General features: G+C 67.2%; 14 protein-coding genes. 2 read left to right on the top strand and 12 right to left on the bottom strand.

Features of this window, described 5'->3' with window-relative positions:
- Positions 1-2: 2 nt before the first annotated feature.
- The 11 genes from PCA10_RS14945 to PCA10_RS14895 all read right to left on the bottom strand — a co-directional run bounded on the left by PCA10_RS14945 (position 3) and on the right by PCA10_RS14895 (position 12,192).
- The gene (locus PCA10_RS14945; protein WP_016492896.1) at positions 3-773 is read right to left on the bottom strand and encodes an ABC transporter permease; all 771 of its coding nucleotides are present in this window, start codon (positions 771-773) and stop codon (positions 3-5) included.
- 8 nt (positions 774-781) lie between these two features.
- The gene (locus PCA10_RS14940; RefSeq protein ID WP_016492895.1) at positions 782-1,549 is read right to left on the bottom strand and encodes an ABC transporter permease; all 768 of its coding nucleotides are present in this window, start codon (positions 1,547-1,549) and stop codon (positions 782-784) included.
- Between the two features lie 2 nt (positions 1,550-1,551).
- Positions 1,552-2,745, bottom strand: coding sequence for an MFS transporter (locus PCA10_RS14935; RefSeq protein WP_016492894.1), 1,194 nt, complete (start codon positions 2,743-2,745; stop codon positions 1,552-1,554).
- A gap of 525 nt (positions 2,746-3,270) precedes the next feature.
- Positions 3,271-3,672, bottom strand: a complete 402-nt coding sequence (locus PCA10_RS14930) for an ExbD/TolR family protein (RefSeq protein WP_016492892.1) — start codon at positions 3,670-3,672, stop codon at positions 3,271-3,273.
- Position 3,673: 1 nt separating this feature from the next.
- Entirely contained in the window at positions 3,674-4,381 is a 708-nt protein-coding gene (locus PCA10_RS14925) for a MotA/TolQ/ExbB proton channel family protein (RefSeq protein WP_016492891.1), read from the bottom strand.
- A gap of 32 nt (positions 4,382-4,413) precedes the next feature.
- Positions 4,414-5,226: an energy transducer TonB gene (locus PCA10_RS14920; RefSeq protein WP_016492890.1), complete on the bottom strand. Its 813-nt coding sequence runs from the start codon at positions 5,224-5,226 to the stop codon at positions 4,414-4,416.
- 30 nt (positions 5,227-5,256) lie between these two features.
- Entirely contained in the window at positions 5,257-5,820 is a 564-nt protein-coding gene (gene msuE, locus PCA10_RS14915) for an FMN reductase (RefSeq protein WP_016492889.1), read from the bottom strand.
- A 428-nt stretch (positions 5,821-6,248) separates the two neighbouring features.
- Positions 6,249-8,516 (bottom strand): TonB-dependent receptor, encoded by a 2,268-nt coding sequence (locus PCA10_RS14910; RefSeq protein ID WP_016492888.1) that lies wholly within the window; start codon positions 8,514-8,516, stop codon positions 6,249-6,251.
- A 355-nt stretch (positions 8,517-8,871) separates the two neighbouring features.
- Positions 8,872-9,930, bottom strand: coding sequence for an ABC transporter substrate-binding protein (locus tag PCA10_RS14905; protein WP_016492887.1), 1,059 nt, complete (start codon positions 9,928-9,930; stop codon positions 8,872-8,874).
- A gap of 32 nt (positions 9,931-9,962) precedes the next feature.
- The gene (locus tag PCA10_RS14900; protein ID WP_016492886.1) at positions 9,963-11,015 is read right to left on the bottom strand and encodes an ABC transporter substrate-binding protein; all 1,053 of its coding nucleotides are present in this window, start codon (positions 11,013-11,015) and stop codon (positions 9,963-9,965) included.
- A gap of 16 nt (positions 11,016-11,031) precedes the next feature.
- Positions 11,032-12,192 carry an LLM class flavin-dependent oxidoreductase gene (locus PCA10_RS14895; RefSeq protein WP_016492885.1) on the bottom strand — a complete coding sequence of 387 codons (1,161 nt, stop codon included), beginning with the start codon at positions 12,190-12,192 and terminating at the stop codon, positions 11,032-11,034.
- A gap of 316 nt (positions 12,193-12,508) precedes the next feature.
- Here PCA10_RS14895 and PCA10_RS14890 point away from each other — a divergent pair, with 316 nt between their 5' ends.
- Positions 12,509-13,252: a class II aldolase/adducin family protein gene (locus PCA10_RS14890; RefSeq protein WP_016492884.1), complete on the top strand. Its 744-nt coding sequence runs from the start codon at positions 12,509-12,511 to the stop codon at positions 13,250-13,252.
- A gap of 286 nt (positions 13,253-13,538) precedes the next feature.
- Here PCA10_RS14890 and PCA10_RS14885 read toward each other — a convergent pair whose 3' ends face one another.
- A complete protein-coding gene (locus PCA10_RS14885) occupies positions 13,539-14,798 on the bottom strand; it encodes an acyl-CoA dehydrogenase family protein (RefSeq protein ID WP_016492883.1) in 1,260 nt (419 codons plus the stop codon).
- 361 nt (positions 14,799-15,159) lie between these two features.
- Here PCA10_RS14885 and PCA10_RS14875 point away from each other — a divergent pair, with 361 nt between their 5' ends.
- A complete protein-coding gene (locus tag PCA10_RS14875) occupies positions 15,160-16,209 on the top strand; it encodes an ABC transporter substrate-binding protein (protein ID WP_016492882.1) in 1,050 nt (349 codons plus the stop codon).
- The last annotated feature ends 14 nt before the right edge of the window (positions 16,210-16,223 follow it).

The raw sequence follows: 16,223 nt of genomic DNA, 5'->3' as shown, positions 1-16,223 counted from the left end.
CCTCAACGGAGGTTGCGCCAGCGCAGCACGTGGCCGGCCAGTCGGGTGAAAAGCAGGTTCATCAGGTAGCCGAGCAGGCCGATGCAAAGCACGCTGAGGACGATCACATCCATGCGCGAGCCGGCTTCGGCATTCATCATCAGGTTGCCCAGGCCCGCCCCCGAGGACAGGAACAGCTCGCTGCCCACCGCCGTGACCCAGGCGAACGCCAGGGCGTGCAGCACGCCGGTGGCGATGCTCGGCAGGGCGGCCGGGAGCAGCACGTGGAAGAACTGCTGCCAGGGCTTGAGCTCCAGCACCCGGCCCACCTCACGCAGGCGCCGGTCGATGTGGCTGAAGCCTTCGTAGGTGTTCAGCACCATGGGGTAGAAGGCCGCCAGGGACACGATGAACACCTTGGAGAACTCGCCATTGCCGAACCACATGGCGATCAGCGGTATCCAGCCGAGCATGGGCACCTGGCGGATGGAATGGAGCAGCGGGCCGATCAGCCGGTCGGCCACCCGCGACAGCGCCATCAGTACCCCCAGGGCGACGCCGAAGACGATACCGAAGAACAGGCCGCTGCTGGTCCGTGCCAGGCTGGCGAACATGTTTATGAACAGTTCGCCACCCAGCACCAGCGCCACCAGGCTCTTGCCGATGTCCGCCAGCGGTACGAAGGCATAGGCGCCGGAGGCGTCCTGGCGCGACATGAACTCCCAGCCGCCCAACAGCAGCAGGGGCAGGACCAGGCCGCGCAGCCGGCCCAGGGAAGAGAGAGACAGGGACATGGCGCCTCCTAGCGGGCTTTCCAGCGGAACAGGTGTCGTTCGAGCAGGCGGAACAGAAAATCGAGGGAGAAGCCCACCAGGCCGGCCATCACCACGCCGACCATCACCACATCGATGCGCAGCATCTGCCGACTCATCTCGATCATCTGTCCCAGGCCGCTGTCGGCGGCGAGCAGTTCGGCAGCCACCAGCACCACCCAGGCGCGGGTCAGGCTGATGCGCAGGCCGGTGAGAATCGGCGGCGCCGCGGCGGGCAGGGCCACTTCGCGGAGCAGGGTGGGCCAGCGCAGGCGGTAGACGTCCGCCACCTCGAAGTAGCTGCGCGGGATCGCCTTGACGCCTTCACTGGCGGCCAGGGCCACCGGGAAAAACGCGGCCTTGGCGACTATCACCACCTTGAAGGTCTCCTCGATGCCGAAGAACAGCACGAACATCGGGATCAGCGCGATGCTGGGAATCTGCCGCAGGGTATGGAAGAGCGGCCCGCAATAGGCCGTCACCGTCTTCGACAGTGCCATCAGCACACCGAACAGCAGGCCGCCCACGGCGCCCAGGGAAAACCCCAGGCCCAGGCGCGACAGGCTGTTTTGCAGGTGCTCCTGCAACTCGCCGCTGGCCAGCAGCTCCTCGAAGGCCTGCAACACATGCAGCGGCGGCACCAGCAACTGCTGGGGGAACAGGCCGGCGTTGGCCATCAGGGCCCAGAGCAGCAGCACCGCGAGGGGGGACAGCAGCCAACTGGCCCGACTGGAGAATCTCTTCAATCCTGGATGCATCTTCAATTCTCGTTCAGCAGGGAAAGGGAGGCGCGGCTGCGGCGCTGGGCCAGCAGCCAACAGGCGAGGGCGGCGAGCAGCACCAGCGGAATCCAGCAGAGGAACAGACGGTCCAGGCCGAGGGCCTGGCCGAGCAGGCCGCCGAGCATGGCGCCGCCGAAGCCGCCGAGCATGCCGGCCAGGTTGAACAGGCCGGAGATCTTGCTCTTGTCCATGCGGTGCTCGCTGAGTCGGCCCATGTTCACCAGATGCACCAGGGAGCCGGCGATGCTCAGCAACACCGCGCCCAGGGCCAGCAAACCGTACTGGTGCGAGCGCCCCAGCAGCGCCAGGGCGGCCACGGCGGCGACCAGCGCCACCAGGTAGGCCAGGCCCCGGCCGCTGCGCTGTACCAGGTAGCCCAGGCCGAACAGGGCGATGACCGAGGACAGGCCCTGGACCATCAGCAGGCTCACCGCCTGGCTCTGGGTCAGCTTGGCCACGTCCATCGCCAGCAGCAGGATGAAGGTGCCGAACAGCGCGCCGGTGGAGCTGCCGAGCATTTCCAGCAGGCAGCTCTCGGCGATATCCGGGTTGGCCAGCATGGTCTTCACCTGCTCCAGGAAACTGCCGTTGCCCAGCGTGGTTTCGGCTTCCGGGCTAGGGCCGCTTTCCGCTTCCCAGAAGCCCAGGCTGTACACCGCCATCAGGCCGAAGCACAGGCCGATCAGGGCGAAGGCGAGGGCGTGGCTGGTGGTGCCGCTCAGCCAGTTGCCCAGCACTGGCCCGAGGATGCCCATGCCAACGGTCAGCGCCATCCGGTACCAGCCCGCCTTGGCGAGGCCGATGTGCCGCAGCTGCTGGAGGAAGGCACTGTTCATCGCGACGATGCGGAAGGGGATGCAGAAGCCGATCAGCAACCGTGCCGCGGCCAGCCACAGCCAGTTGGCGAACAAGGGGATGGCCAGGTTCAGCAGCATGGGGCCGAGGCTCGCCAGGAAGTACACCCGACGGGTGCCGTAGCGGGCGATGACGAAACCGGCGGGCAGGGTGAGGAACACCATGCCAAGGGATTCCATGGCCGAGATGATGCCGATCTGCATGGTGTTGGCACCGATCTCCATCGCGTAGAGCGTGGTGACGATCTTGGCCATGCCGATGGTGGCGCCACTGAAGGCCGCGAGGAACATGAAGTTGAGGAGAAAGCGCGGGTTCACGGCAATGGTTTTCCCGTCGCAGAAGGTGGAGTGGAAGGCATACGCAAGGTCCTGATCCTGAAGTCGAGGTGGACTTTGCAGCTTGTGTGCCAGTGCTTCGGGAGCAGCAATGACGGGGCCTGGAGGGGTGTTGGCGGGTGGTTCGGACGGGGTGTTGCTGATGGCGCAGCAGCGCCGTGCTGTCGGGGTGCTGATGGAGCAGCACTCGTAGGTTGGTGCAGAGCGAAGCGAAGCCCAACATGGCGGTGGTGGTCGGGATCGTTGGGCTTCGCGTAGCTCAGCGGAACGCCGCCCGACCCAACCTACATGGCTCATGCGTAGGGTGCGCCGTGCGCACCGGGAAGATTTCCGGTGCGCGCAGCGCACCCTACGGGACAGCCGTTAGCCCGTATGCAATCCGGGGCAGCCCCAACCATGGCTCCCGGATTTCATCCGGGCTACGGCACAACGCTCTACGGGTAGGGTGCGCCGTGCGCACCGGGAAGATTTCCGGTGCGCGCAGCGCACCCTACGGGACAGGCTGGGTCAACGCGCGGTGATCACCGCCAGCTTGGTGATCCCCGCCCGCTCGATGGAGGCCATGGCGCGTGCCACCACGCCGTAGTCCACCTGGTCGTCGGCTTGCAGCTGCACGCGCAGTTCCGGGTCCTTGGCCTTGGCGGCCGCCAGGTTGCCTTGCAGCAGGTCGGGCTGGATCTCGTCCTTGCCGATGAACAGCTTGCCAGCGCCGTCGATGCTCACCACCAGCGGGTCCTTCTGCTCGGGCGGGGCCACGGCTTCGGTCTTCGGCAGGTTGATGGGAATGGCGTTGGTCAGCAGCGGGGCGGTGACGATGAACACCACCAGCAGCACCAGCATCACGTCCACCAGCGGGGTCACGTTGATTTCGGAGAGGACTTCGTCGTTGTCCTGGTTGGAGAAGGCCATGTCAGGAGGCCTCCTTCACGGCGCCCGAGGCGCGTGCTGGGGCGGGGGCGACCACCAGCTTGAAGGCGCTCTTCTGCGCCAGCAGGTAGAAGTCGTGGGCGAAGTCGTCGAGGTCGGCGGCGGTCAGCTTGAGGCTACGCAGGAAGTAGTTGTAGACCAGCACGGCCGGCACCGCGACGGCGATGCCCACCCCGGTGGCGACCAGCGCCGCGCCGATGGGGCCGGCCACGGTTTCCAGGCTGGCCGAGCCGGCCGCACTGATGCCCTTGAGCGCTTCCATGATGCCCCAGACGGTGCCGAACAGGCCGATGAAGGGCGAGGTGGAACCGATGGAGGCGAGCACCGCCAGGCCCGATTCCAGGGAGCGGCGCTCACGCTGGATCTGTTGGCGCAGGGCACGTTCCAGGCGGTCCTGGTGATTGATCGCCTGGCTCAGGTCGCCGGGTTGGCCACCGGCGACCTGGATGGCGGCGAAGCCGGCCTGGGCCACGTGGGCGGCAGCGCCGGCGTGCTGCTGCAGTTGTTCGGCGGCGCTATCCAGGCTGGTGGCGCTCCAGAAACGCTTCTGGAACTGGCGGTCGCGGTGACGCAGGCGGGCGAACTGGATGCCTTTGATCAGGGCCAGGCCCCAGGTGACCACGGAGAAGCCGATGAGCAGCCAGATCACCAGGTGCTCGATGGAGGCGAAGGGGTTGGTAAGCAGGTCCATGTGAATTCCTCTCTAAGCGCAAAGGCGATGAATCAGTTCAATTTGAAATCGATGGGTACGCTGACCCAGCCGTCGCGGGCGACCTCGCCCTGCTTGGCCGGCACGAAGGTCCAGCGCTTGACCGCGCGGATCGCGGCTTCGTCGAGCGACTCGCGGCGGCTGGATTTCTGCACCTGGATCTCGCTCGGCAAGCCGCTGGCCAGTACGTGTACCCGCAGCAGCACGGTGCCTTCCCAACCACGCCGCTGGGCGAAGCTGGGGTAGTCCGGTGCCGGGTTCTTCAGGTAGCCGGCGTTGGCCGAGGGCGGTGTCACCGGGGCCGGCGCGGGTGGTGCCGGGGGCGCCGGAGGCGTAGCCGCCTGCGGCGGTGCCGGTGTGGGCTGCACGGCCTCGGGCGCGGGTTTCGGGACCGGCTTGGGTGGCTGTGGCTTGGGTTTGGGCTTGGGTATCGGCTTCGGTGGCGGCTTCACCGCCAGTTCCTCCACCACGGGCGGGGGCGGCTCCACCACCGGCGGCACGGGTTGGGGCGGTGGTGGTTCCACCACCGGCGGTGCGGGGGCGGTGAACTCGATGGTCATGGGTGGAATCTGCGGCGGCACTTCCGGCAGCGGCGGGGTGGGCTTCTGGCTCAGCCAGTGCAACACCGCGCCGTGCAGGACCAGGGCGAAGGCCCCCAGCAGCAGGGCCTCGCGGCGGCCGAGCACGCGAGGGGCGCCGGGGCTGCGGAAGACCACACGGTCCAGCGCCTGGCGCAGCGGGACGCCGAGGTCGCGGACTTCGGCCTGCCGCTGTCCGCCGGACCAGGGCGCTTCAGCACGGGATGGGGCTTGGAGGGCGTTGCTCATGGCCTGACAACTCCTGTCGACGGCATGGGATCAGGCGATCCTGCGGGCCGGGGCAGGAGCGGCGCCGAAGATCGGTGCGGCACGCTCGGCGGCCAGGGCGATGCGGGCCTTCAGGGTCTCGCTGCTGATCTGGTAGTTGTCGAAATCGGCCTCGGCGGCATAGACGCCAATGGGCAGGGTCAGCGCCTGGAAGAAACTGAACAGCGGACGCAGCTGGTGATCGAGGACCAGCGCATGGCGCTCGCTGCCACCGGTAGCGGCCAGCAGCACGGGGGTGTCGACCAGGGCGTTGAGATCGATCAGGTCGAACAGGTGCTTGAACTGGCCGGGGTAGGTGCCGCGATACACCGGGGTGGCCACCACCAGCAGGTCGGCGGTTTCGATGGCGCGCAGCTCGTGTTCGACCGTCTCCGGCAATTCCTTGCGCGACAGCGCGCCGCCCACGGAGCGGGCGATGTCGCCCAGTTCGATGAGGTGGCTGCGGATGGGCAGGTGCTTGCCCAGCTCGGCGACGATGGCCTGGGTCAGCACCAGGGTGCGGGAGGGACGGAAGGTGCTGCCGGTCACGGCGACCACATTGATGGGAGTGCTCATGGCGAATTCCTGATGGTGTTGCACTAGGTAGGTAGTCAGGAGCAAGAGCCGTACCAAGGCCGCCGGCCCAGTAAATACGCGGGTTTCAGCAGGGGGTTCTGAGTCGCGTGCAGCAGGGCTGCTGGAGTGCTGCTGCTCTGGCAGCAGTCCGGGTTTGGCGTTGACCCAACTCCGTAGGGTGCGCTGTGCGCACCGGAGATCTTCCCGGTGCGCACGGCGCACCCTACGCATGAGCCATGGGTAGGGTGGGTCGGGCGGCGTTCCGCTGAGCTACGCGAAGCCCAACAGCTCCGACCACCACCGCCATGTTGGGCTTCGCTTCGCTCTGCACCAACCTACAAGTGCTGTAGCCCGGATGAAATCCGGGAGCAGTGCCGGAATGAAAAAGGGGCCGCGATGCGGCCCCTTCCTGTGGACATGCCTGCCGGTCAGAAGCGGCTTGTCAGGCTCACGCCAACGGTGCGCGGGTCGCCGTAGGTGATCACGTACTGGCCGCTGCCGACTGGGCCGTTCGGGCGGCCGTGGACCTGGTAGCGACGATCGGTGAGGTTGTTGACGAAGCCGGTGACGCTGAGCTTCTCGTCCGGGGAGAACCAGCTCAGGCGTGCGTTGGCCAGGGTGTAGTGGGGCTGGCTGAGGGTGTCCTCGCTCTGGCGGTCGGCGAGGAAGTATTCCTTGCCGCGGTAGCTGACATCGCCACCGGCCACCAGCTTGCCGCGACCATCCAGGGGGATGGTGTAGTCGGCGCCGAGGGCCACCACTTGCTCCGGGGAGCGGACGAAGCGGTTGCCGCTGAAGTCCCCGGTGACCGCACCGGTGGTCGGGTTGATGTTCTTGAAGTCGGTGTATTCGGTGTCCAGGTGCGACAGCGCGGCACGCAGGTGTAGGAAGTCGGTGGGCTGGGCTTCCAGTTCCAGCTCGGCACCCTTGACCTCGCCGGCCGCGCCGTTGGTGAGGGCGGTGGTGAGGATCCCGTTGTTCACCGTCAGCAGGTTCACCTGGATGTCGGTGTAGTCGTAGTAGAAGACGTTGGCGTTGGCGGTCAGGCGGCCGTCGTACCACTCCGAGCGCAGGCCCAGCTCGTAGGCGTCCAGTTCTTCCGGGTCCACCGTGGTGAGGCCGGAGAGGCCGCCGGATAGACCGGTGTTGAAGCCGCCGGAGCGGAAACCGTGGGCGTAGCGGAAGAACACCCGCACGTTGTCGTTGATGCGGTACTCGGGCGTCAGGTCATAGGTCCAGGCGTCCCAGGTCTTGTCCTTCTGGCTGTTGCCGTTGTTGTCGTCGCCCGGCACCGGCACCAGGACACCCCCCACGTTGCGCAGCTGCACCAGGTCCAGGTCGATGTCCTTTTCTTCCTGGGTCCAGCGCAGGCCGCCGGTCACGCTGAAGCGTTCGGTGAAGTCGTAGGTGACATTGCCGAACAGCGCGTAGCTGTCGGTCTTGTGGTCATAGCTGAGGTCGCGGAAGACGGTGCCCACCTGGTTGGTGCCGGTGCCGTTGGGGCTGGTGCCGGGCAACACCTGGCGCACCTGAGAGCTGTCCAGGTCTTCGTGGAAGTAATGGGCGCCCAGCAGCCAGCGCAGCGCGTCTTCCTGGGGCGAGGCCAGGCGGAATTCCTGGGAGTACTGGTTGTACTCGTTGTCGGTGTCGGTGCGGCCGTTGACCTCGAAGGGGGTGAAGTCGGCATCCGCCAGCGACTGGTTGCGGATGTAGTCGTAGGCCGTGATGGAGGTGAACTTGTAGCCGTCCAGGTTCCAGTTGAGGGTCAGCGAGGTGCCATCGTGGTCGAGCTTGGCGTCTTCGTTGACGTTCAACTCGATCTTCCGGCCATGGGGGCGCACGTAGTTGACGTTGTAGTAGGTGCCGACCGGGAGCGAGCCGCTGCTGCCGTCGCCCTTGAATTCGCGGCCGTGGATCTTCCACAGGGCTTCCAGGTCGGGCGTCAGTTGGGCGAGGAACTGCGCGCGGAAGGCCTTCTTGTTGACGTCGCCGTAGGTCTGGTCGGCGGTGAGGTTACGGGTGAAGCCGTCACGCTCCTCGGAATAGAGGGCGAGACGACCGGCCAGGCGCTCGTCCACCAGGCTGCCGCCGAGGGCGCCGGTGAGGATGCGCTCGTTCTTGCTGCCGAAGCCGATGGTGCCGTAGCCGTCGGTGTCGAAGTCGGGCTTGCGGGAGATGACGTTCACGGCGCCGGCGGTGGTGTTCTTGCCGTACAGCGTGCCCTGGGGGCCGCGCAGGATTTCGATGCGCTCCAGGTCGTACAGCGGGCCGCCGCCAGCGATGGGGGCGTTCAGGTAGACGTCGTCGGCATAGATGCCCACCGGGTAGACGGTGGCCGCGCCGGTGTCGCCGGTGCCCAGGCCGCGGATATACCAGCGCGGGCGACCGTCGCCATCGGGGTTCTTCGCCGAGGTGTTGGGCACGAAGGTGGTGATGTCGCCCATGGCGCGAACGCCGTCGGCGGTGATGCTGGTGCCCTTGACCACCGAGACCGCCGCCGGCACTTCCTGCAGGGTCTGCTCGCGACGCTGGGCGGTGACGGTCACCGTCCTCAGTGCCGTGGTGGGCGTCTCGTCGAATTGCTCGGCCGGGTCCCCCTTGGCCGGCTCCGCGGCGAATGCCTGGCTGCCGCTGGCCGCTCCGGTGAGTAACAGGGCAACCCATATGCCCCGGGTAATCGGATTGAGTTTATGCATGGTCCCTCCCAATGGAATTAAAAGTGTCTGGCGTGGTACCCGGAAGTGGTCTTCCTGGGCCTGTTGCCAACTACCTGAAAAGTTATTGAGCAGGGACTGTGCCAAGTTTATTTCTGATGCTGAATAATTCTTTATAAAGTTCTGCAAGTCACTGAAATAGCGGCATTAATGGCTTATCTGAGGCGAGTTGAGGGCTGTTGGAGAGGAGATTTAAATGCTTTTGGAAGGAGGGGCTGAAACTTCCAGAAGAAAGATGCAGGGAAGTTGCGGAAGTTTCAGCAGGCTTGCTGGGTGAGTGCTGGATTTGCAGCAGTGGAATAAGTTGTCGCTGCTGCTGGCGCAGCAGCAACCGGGTTCAGACAGCCAGGCGGGAAGTGGCGCCTACGGCCTGTTCGTATACACGCAGGTCGATCCAGTCGCGCACGTCGAAACGCCGGGGGATGAAGTTCCAGCGGCGGAGGAAGTCGGTGAAGTCCTGCAGCGCCTCGATCGAGCGTTCGTCCAGGGTGGTACGCAGCCGGCGATGGGCGTCCTCGCCGTAGGCGGTGGCCACCCAGTACTCGCTGGTGTTCAGTTCGCGGGCGAGGAAGCGCCGGGTCTCGTCGGGATTGGCCCAGGCCCATTGCTCGGTCCGCAGCACCGTGTCGACGATGCGCACCGCCGCATCGAAGTGGTGTTCCAGCAGGTGCTGGTCGACGGTCAGGGTGCGCGGCGTGCCATTGTTGGAGCGGATCAGCGGGTCCGGGTGGGAGCCGGTGTCGACCACCACCCGCAGGCCGAACTCGTGGGCCAGGTGAGCGGCGTGGGCGCCCTTGAGGAAGATCGCGTCGATGTCGCCACGCAGCAGGCCGATCAGTTCGTTGTTGCGCCGGCTGACGCGGCTCACTTCCAGGCTCACTTCGGCGCCGTAGAGGTGCTGTTTCTGGTCGTCGCTGTAGGTGCCGCCGTAGGGGTAGTCCACCAGTTCCACATCGGCCACCGTCAGGCCTTCCAGGCGCAGGGCGTTCTCCAGCCCGCGCAGGGCTTGGGCGCGGGTGAAGTCGATCTGCACGTTGGCCCACTTCGGCAGGCCGAATCGCCGGTTCTTCAGGTCGCGGATGCTGCGTACGCCGCTCTCTTCGGTGGTGAGGATGAGCTGCACCTCGTCGCTCCAGGACAGGCCCAGCACGCGGGTCTGCACGCCGCTGGAATGAGCCCAGATGGCGGGGATGTTGCCGCCATGCCGGACGGAGTTGGCCAGGTGATGGTCGTAGTGGGCCTCGCGCACTTCCCGCTCGCTGGATTCGCGCAAGGACTGGATGTTGGTGCCGTAGGGGCGGAACGCCTCGGCCAGGCGCCCGGACTGCACGGCGATGCCCAGCCCGGTGGGGACCGGGCTGTGGGTGTACCAGAGAGTATCGAGTTGATTGCTCATAGGAGGATCCGGATCTCGGGTTGCGGGGGAGGTCAGCTCGCCAGTGCCGAGCTGGCGTTGCGCAGGGCTTCCAGCGGACGCGGGTCGATCCACTCGCGCACATCGAAGCGTTGCGGGATGAACTGCCAGCGCAGAAGGAAATCGGTGAAGTCCTGCAGGGCCGCGATGGCCGATTCATCCAGGGCGGTGCGCAGGCGCAGGTGGGCGTCGTCGCCGTAGGCCCGGGTCACCCAGTACTCGCTGCTGTTGGTTTCCCGCGCCAGGTAGCGGCGGGTGTCCTCGGGGTGGGTGCCGGCCCAGGCTTCGGCGCGCAGCACCGAGTCGAGGATGCCTACCGCCACCGGGAGATGCTGGTCCAGCAGGTTGGCGTCCACGCTGAGGGTACGCGGGGTGCCGTTGTTGGAGCGGATCAGGGGTTCGGGATGGGAGCCGGTGTCGATCACCGTGCGCAGCCCGAATTCGTGGGCCAGCTGCGCGGCATGGGCGCCCTTGAGGAAGATCGCATCCACCTCGCCGCGCAACAGGCCCACCAGTTCCGCGTTGCGGCCTTCGGCGCGGTGGGCGCTGACCGGCGTACCGTCGACGTCCTGTACCGGCTGGTCGCTGAAGGTGCCGCCGTAGCGGTAGTCCACGCGTTCCACATCCTTCACCTCCAGGCCTTCCAGCTTGAGGGCGTTCTCCAGGCCGCGAAGGGCCTGGGCGCGGGTGAAGTCGATCTGCGCGCCGGCCCAGTCGGGCAGGCCGAAGCGTCGGCCCTTGAGGTCTTTCACGCCATGGATGCCGCTGTCCGGACGGGTGAGGATCAGTTGCACCTCGTCGGCCCAGGACAGGCCGATGACGCGGGTATCGCGGCCGGCCGCGCGGGCCCAGATGGCGGGGATGTTGCCGCCATGGCGCACGGAGTTGGCCAGGCTGTGATCGAAATGGGATTCGCGCACCGCCTGGCTGTCGGACTCGCGCAGGGACTGGATGCGCGTGCCGAGGGCGCCGACGCTGGCTTCCAGCCAGCCTTTCTGCACGGCGATGCCAAGCCCGGTGGGCACCGGGCAACGGGTGTACCAGAGGGTATCGAGTGGTTGGCTCATGGGGTCTTCCTTGGCCTCAGGCGGTGGCTTTGAGTGGCGAGCTGGAGTGCCGGGTGGCCGGCGTGCGCAGCAGCGGCAGGACTTCCTGACCGATGCGCAGCGCCTCTTCCAGGTGGGGGTTGCCCGCCAGGATGAAGGTGGAGAAGCCGGCGTCGCGGTACTCGGCCAGACGCTCGGCGATGTTCTGGTGGCTGCCCACCAGGCCCACGGTGGGGCCGGGCTTGGCCTTGGCGAAACCGGCCCAGAGGTTGGGGGCGAGGATCAGGTCGTTGAAGTCGCTGATGTTCTGGTGATACGCGGTCTGGCGCGCCGCACCCACCGAGTCGGAGCCACTGGTGAACTGCTTCTGCAGCGAGCTGCTCTTGCCTTCCAGGCGCTCGAACTGGTTGCGCAGGTCGCGCCAGGCGGCTTCCTCGGTTTCACGGGCGAAGAGGTCCACACGCAGGCCGAAGCGCACGCTGCGGCCCTGCTTGTCGGCCAGTTCGCGCACGCGCTCGATGTGCGGCTTGAGCTTGTCGACCGGTTCGGCCCAGTTCAGGTAGACGTCGGCATGGCGCGCGGCCACATCGAGCGCGGCGTCGGAGAAACCGGAGAAGTAGACGCCGGGCTTGCGCTCGTTGCGCAGGCCCGGCGGCAGGGCGCCGTTGTCCAGGCGATAGATGTCGCCGTCGTAGGAGAAGCGCTCGTTCTCCCAGAGCCCCTGGATGATGTCGAGAAACTCGCCGGTGCGCTTGTAGCGCAGGTCGTGCTCGAGGTAGTCGCCATTGGCGCGCTGGCTGGCGGGGTTGCCGCCGGTGATGATGTTCCACTCCAGGCGGCCACGGCTGAGGTTCTGCAATATGGCCGCCTGCTGCGCCGCGTAGGCGGGCAGGGTCCAGGTAGCCTGGAAGGCGATCAGGAACTTGATGCGCCGGGTCTCGCGGGCCAGCGCGGCGGCGGCGATCCACGGCTCGGGCCCGGTGGGCAGCAGGGCGCCCTCGAAGCCGGCCAGTTCGGCCGCCTTGGCCACCTGGGCGATGTAGTCGATGTAGGTGAAGTCATCGGGGCTGCCGTCGGGCAGCAGGCCCGGGGCTATGTCCCCCGGGCGACGCAGGTGATTGCCGCGATTGTGCTTGTCGGTACTCAGTTGGGGGCCGTCGGTGCCCAGCGGCAGACGCCAGAAGAATTCGGTGCTCATCAAAGCTCCTGAGGGTTGGAATGGCTGAGTTGTATCCAGGGATAGCAACCCCCATGCCACGCCTTCGGGATGCCCTGTAACGCTTGTGCGACGGGGCTTGCGCGGCTGTCGCCAATGACCGCCGCGCAGCGATTGCGTCTCCAGCAGCAGTGCCCCAGCAATGGCTGCCCCGCAGGCAGCAGGCGGTGCCGGCCGCAAGCGTCGACCCCGCGCCCGGCGCGGCCCGGGGCCGCTGGCACAAGTCCTGCTCTGGGGTTGCTACACGGTGCGAACGGCCCCGTTGCAACCTTTCCCGGACAGAAACAGGACGCTTTCCATGACCCAGACATCCCGCCCCCTCGATAGCGCGATTCTCGACCAGGTGGAGCAGGCCAGGCGCGATTTCGCCAAAGCCTTCCGCGTACTCAAGGAGACCCGCACCATCACCGCCACCAACACGCTCCAGGCCTACCTGCGGGTGCCCGCCAGCGACCTGGTGATCGCCCTGCGCGCGCCCAGCCCCTGGGCGGATGACCAGGGCATCCGCGCAGCGGTGGTCAGCCATGACGGCACCGTGCACCTGGACGAGACCCTGGCGCCCGGCGCTTCGCTGGACACCAGCAAGGAAGCCGGCAGCGGCAAGCGCTACGCCCTGGTGTTCCAGGAACGGCCGGAGGTCAACCTGGTGGTCCATGTGCACACGCCTTACCTCGGCGGCTGGGCCGGCGCCCACCGCGTGCTGCCGCTGCGCTACGCCGCGTCGCAACGGGTGACCCTGGCGCGCGAACTGCCCATCTACATCGATCGCCGGCAGTCCGAGCCGTCCTTCATCGTCGAGGCGATCAAGGCCAATCCCCACACCCCGGGCCTGCTGGAGGCCAATGGCGGCGCCACCTTCTGGGGCGAAGGCATCCTGCCGGTGGCCCGGCTGATCCTGCTGGTGGAGGAGGGCGCCTACTTCCAGGCCCTGGCGGAAAACCTCGGCGGCTCCCAGGAGTTCGGCCCCGGCGTGCTGGAGCAGCAGTGGAAGATGACCGGCCTCTGGGACGAGGGGCGCAAGCTGCTGGAAGCGGTGGCCTGAAAGCCGAATGAAAAAGCCCGGCGAGGATGCCGGGCTTTTTTGTGTGTGCCTTTCTGGGGGGGCGCGGTTGAACCTGTGGGGTAGCCCGGATGAAATCCGGGAGGGTGGTTGGATTCTTTCCCGGATTGCATCCGGGCTACGACCCGAACCTGAGATTACGGAGTGAACCTGTGGGGGCGAATTCATTCGCTGACCGGACCGAAGGTTCGGCCGGACATCCCCCCCAGGGGGCAGCTGCGCTGCCCTTAGCGAATGAATTCGCCCCCACAATGGAGCTCGAGGAGGCTCAGCTGCGAGTAGCGCCTTCCTTCTGCTTCGCGTCAAGGATGGCGGTGTACTCGCCCGGGTCCACGCCGTTGAGGTAGTAGTTGCCGACGTGGTGCAGGCGCCAGCGGATGGGGTCGTGGGTGGTGTGTACCCGCGCGTTGCGCCAGAAGCGGTCGAGGTTCCACTTGGTCAGCGAGGCGCTGGCGCCGAGCAGGGAGAAGATATCGCTGGAGATCTTCAGCGAGGCGCTGTCGGAATGGGCCCGCGCGCTGGCCACCGAGAGGATCAGCTCATCCTGCAGCGCCTTGTTCTCCGGGTCGCGGTCGTGCTGGTCGAACACCCGCGCGGCGTCGCGCAGCAGGGCTTCGGCGGCGCGCAGGGCCACGGCGTATTCGCCTATCTGGCGAATGATGTGCGGCTCTTCGCTGGCGTTCTCCACGCCGCTTTCCACCCAGGGGCGGGACTGGTTGCGCAGGTACTGCACGCCGGCATCAAGGGCGCCGGCGGCGATGCCGGTGTCAATGGCGGCGTGAAGGATCTGCGGGAAGCTCAGCCAGGTGCGCTTCAGCGGGCCTTCGCGGCGGGACACGAAGCGCTCGTCCAGTTCGATGTTGTCGAAGATCACCGTACCGCTCACCGAGTTGTTCTGGCCGAAGGCTTCCCAGTCGTCCACCAGGGTCAGGCCGGGGGTGTCGCGGTGCAGCAGTATGCCGGCGCCGCCGTCATCGGAGGCGGCGGTCAGGGAGATCCATTCGGCCAGGTAGGAGCCGGTGGAGTAGAACTTGCTGCCATTGAGCACCAGCTTGCCGTCGGCGCGGCGCTCCACGCGGGTCTTCAGGGCGAACTTGTTCTTGCCGCCCACTTCCGCCAGGGCGTTGCCGAATCGCTTGCCGGCGAGCACATCCGCGATCACCCGCGCACGCACGTCCTCCGGGTAGCTGGAAGTCAGCAGGCCGCGCAGCATCACGTTGTGGATCTGCAGCAGCTGGCCGACGCCGCCGTCCGCCACGGAAATGATCCGCACCGTCTCCACGATGGTTTCCACCGAGGCGCCCAGGCCGCCCAGGGCCTTGGGCACACCGATGGCGGTGATGCCGCTCTGGGACAGCAGCTCGGCCTGGCGGCGCGGCAGCTCGCCATTGCGCGACGGGTCCGCGGCGATCTCGGCGATTTCCCGCGCCACTTCCCTGGCCGCCTCCAGGGCTTGCGCTTCGCTGTGCAGGACGCGCACCGCGCTGGGCGATCCGGCGTTAGCCAGGCTGCGTTCGGCCGTACTCATGATTTCACCTCTGTCGATTCATCCAACTGCATGCCCGAGCTCCGTCGGGCGGTCCCCCTGGCTTGAGCAGCTTCTGTGCCAGGGGCTCGGGACAGCGGCGCAGGCCAGGCGCCTCGCGGCCTTCGGCCAGGATCGGGGCATCCGGCCCAGGGCCGGTTGCTGCCTGGGCAGCAGCGTGGCAAGGCGGGCTGCTGCGGAGCCAGCAGCGGCCACGCAGCATTGTTGGAAGAACAGCATGGGGCGGACCGCGTACCAGCGCGCAAGCCCCATGGGGCGGCCGATCCCGCCCTTGGCACAGGCATTGCGATGGACCTGCAACGGCCAGAGAAGGCCGCCTTCATCATCCAGCCCGGAGCGCACCATGAGCATCGCCGTAGCACCGCCCGCGTCACCTGCCACCTCCCTCCAGCAGATCTGGTTCACCCGTTGTCCGGTGCCCACGGCGTCCGGCATCGCCTACAAGCTCGGTTGGCTGGAGGAGGAATTCGCCGCCGACGGCCTGCCGGTTTCCACCCTGCAGGAGGCCCGCCAGCTCGGCCGCCATCACTACGACCACGAACTGCCGGGGCTCTTCCGCGAAGGTGGCAACGTACCGGCGCTGGTGGCCCGCGCGGCGGGTGCGCCGAGCCGGCTGATCGGGCTGACCTGGATCGAGGAATGGCAGACCATCCTGGTCCGCCCCGACTCGGGCATCCGCACGCCGGCGGACCTCGCGGGCAAGCGCCTGGCCCTGCCGGCCTGGGCCGCCAGCCGGGGTGGCAGCATCGCTCGCGCCATGAGCCTGCAGGGCTACCGGGGTGCCCTGGCATTGGCCGGGCTGGGCTTCGACGACGTGCGCCTGGTGGAGGTGGCACTGCTGGACCAGGAGGCCGCGAGGACGCCCCAAGAGGGCCTGCAGCGTCTTTGGTCCGGCCTGGATCACCTGGTGCGTGGCGAGGTAGATGCGGTCTATGTGAAGGGCGCGGCGGCGGCCGACGCGGCCCGGCGCTTGGGGCTGGTGGTGGGGATCGACCTGGATCGCGTGGCCGGCCCGCGCTACCGCATCAACAACGGCACGCCCCGGCCCATCACTGTCCACCAGAGCCTGCTGGACGACCACTTCGACCTGGTGGTGCGCTTCCTCGCCCAGACCCTGCGAGCGGCCGAGTGGGCCGCCGAGAACCGCGACGCCCTGCACGACATCCTCCAGGTGGAAACCCGCGCCGGGCGCGAGGGCGTGGCCGAGGCCTACCGCGACGACTTCCACACCACCCTGGCGCCGGACCTCTCCGCGCAGCGCCTGGACTACCTGGGCATCCAGAAGGATTTCCTCAACTTGCACGGCTTCCTGGAACGGGATTTCGAGCTGGCCGGGTGGGTGGACCCGCGACCCTTGCAGGCCGCGCGCGAGTTGTTGGCGAGCCGGCGGTAGTCCAGCCCCCACAA

It is taken from the genome of Pseudomonas resinovorans NBRC 106553 (assembly GCF_000412695.1).
GTDB classification, from domain to species: domain Bacteria; phylum Pseudomonadota; class Gammaproteobacteria; order Pseudomonadales; family Pseudomonadaceae; genus Metapseudomonas; species Metapseudomonas resinovorans_A.
The sequence above is the reverse complement of the archived record's forward strand: the minus strand, read 5'-3'. Positions and strand labels throughout refer to the sequence as shown.

What these genes read in the sequence shown, in the direction of transcription:
- PCA10_RS14940 (WP_016492895.1), bottom strand. Translation starts at nt 1,549, where the DNA reads ATGCATCCAGGATTGAAGAGATTCTCCAGTCGGGCCAGTTGGCTGCTG.
- msuE (WP_016492889.1), bottom strand. Translation starts at nt 5,820, where the DNA reads ATGAGCACTCCCATCAATGTGGTCGCCGTGACCGGCAGCACCTTCCGT.
- PCA10_RS14890 (WP_016492884.1), top strand. Translation starts at nt 12,509, where the DNA reads ATGACCCAGACATCCCGCCCCCTCGATAGCGCGATTCTCGACCAGGTG.
- PCA10_RS14875 (WP_016492882.1), top strand. Translation starts at nt 15,160, where the DNA reads ATGAGCATCGCCGTAGCACCGCCCGCGTCACCTGCCACCTCCCTCCAG.
- PCA10_RS14905 (WP_016492887.1), bottom strand. Translation starts at nt 9,930, where the DNA reads ATGAGCAATCAACTCGATACTCTCTGGTACACCCACAGCCCGGTCCCC.
- PCA10_RS14925 (WP_016492891.1), bottom strand. Translation starts at nt 4,381, where the DNA reads ATGGACCTGCTTACCAACCCCTTCGCCTCCATCGAGCACCTGGTGATC.
- PCA10_RS14910 (WP_016492888.1), bottom strand. Translation starts at nt 8,516, where the DNA reads ATGCATAAACTCAATCCGATTACCCGGGGCATATGGGTTGCCCTGTTA.
- PCA10_RS14920 (WP_016492890.1), bottom strand. Translation starts at nt 5,226, where the DNA reads ATGAGCAACGCCCTCCAAGCCCCATCCCGTGCTGAAGCGCCCTGGTCC.
- PCA10_RS14930 (WP_016492892.1), bottom strand. Translation starts at nt 3,672, where the DNA reads ATGGCCTTCTCCAACCAGGACAACGACGAAGTCCTCTCCGAAATCAAC.
- PCA10_RS14945 (WP_016492896.1), bottom strand. Translation starts at nt 773, where the DNA reads ATGTCCCTGTCTCTCTCTTCCCTGGGCCGGCTGCGCGGCCTGGTCCTG.
- PCA10_RS14895 (WP_016492885.1), bottom strand. Translation starts at nt 12,192, where the DNA reads ATGAGCACCGAATTCTTCTGGCGTCTGCCGCTGGGCACCGACGGCCCC.
- PCA10_RS14885 (WP_016492883.1), bottom strand. Translation starts at nt 14,798, where the DNA reads ATGAGTACGGCCGAACGCAGCCTGGCTAACGCCGGATCGCCCAGCGCG.
- PCA10_RS14900 (WP_016492886.1), bottom strand. Translation starts at nt 11,015, where the DNA reads ATGAGCCAACCACTCGATACCCTCTGGTACACCCGTTGCCCGGTGCCC.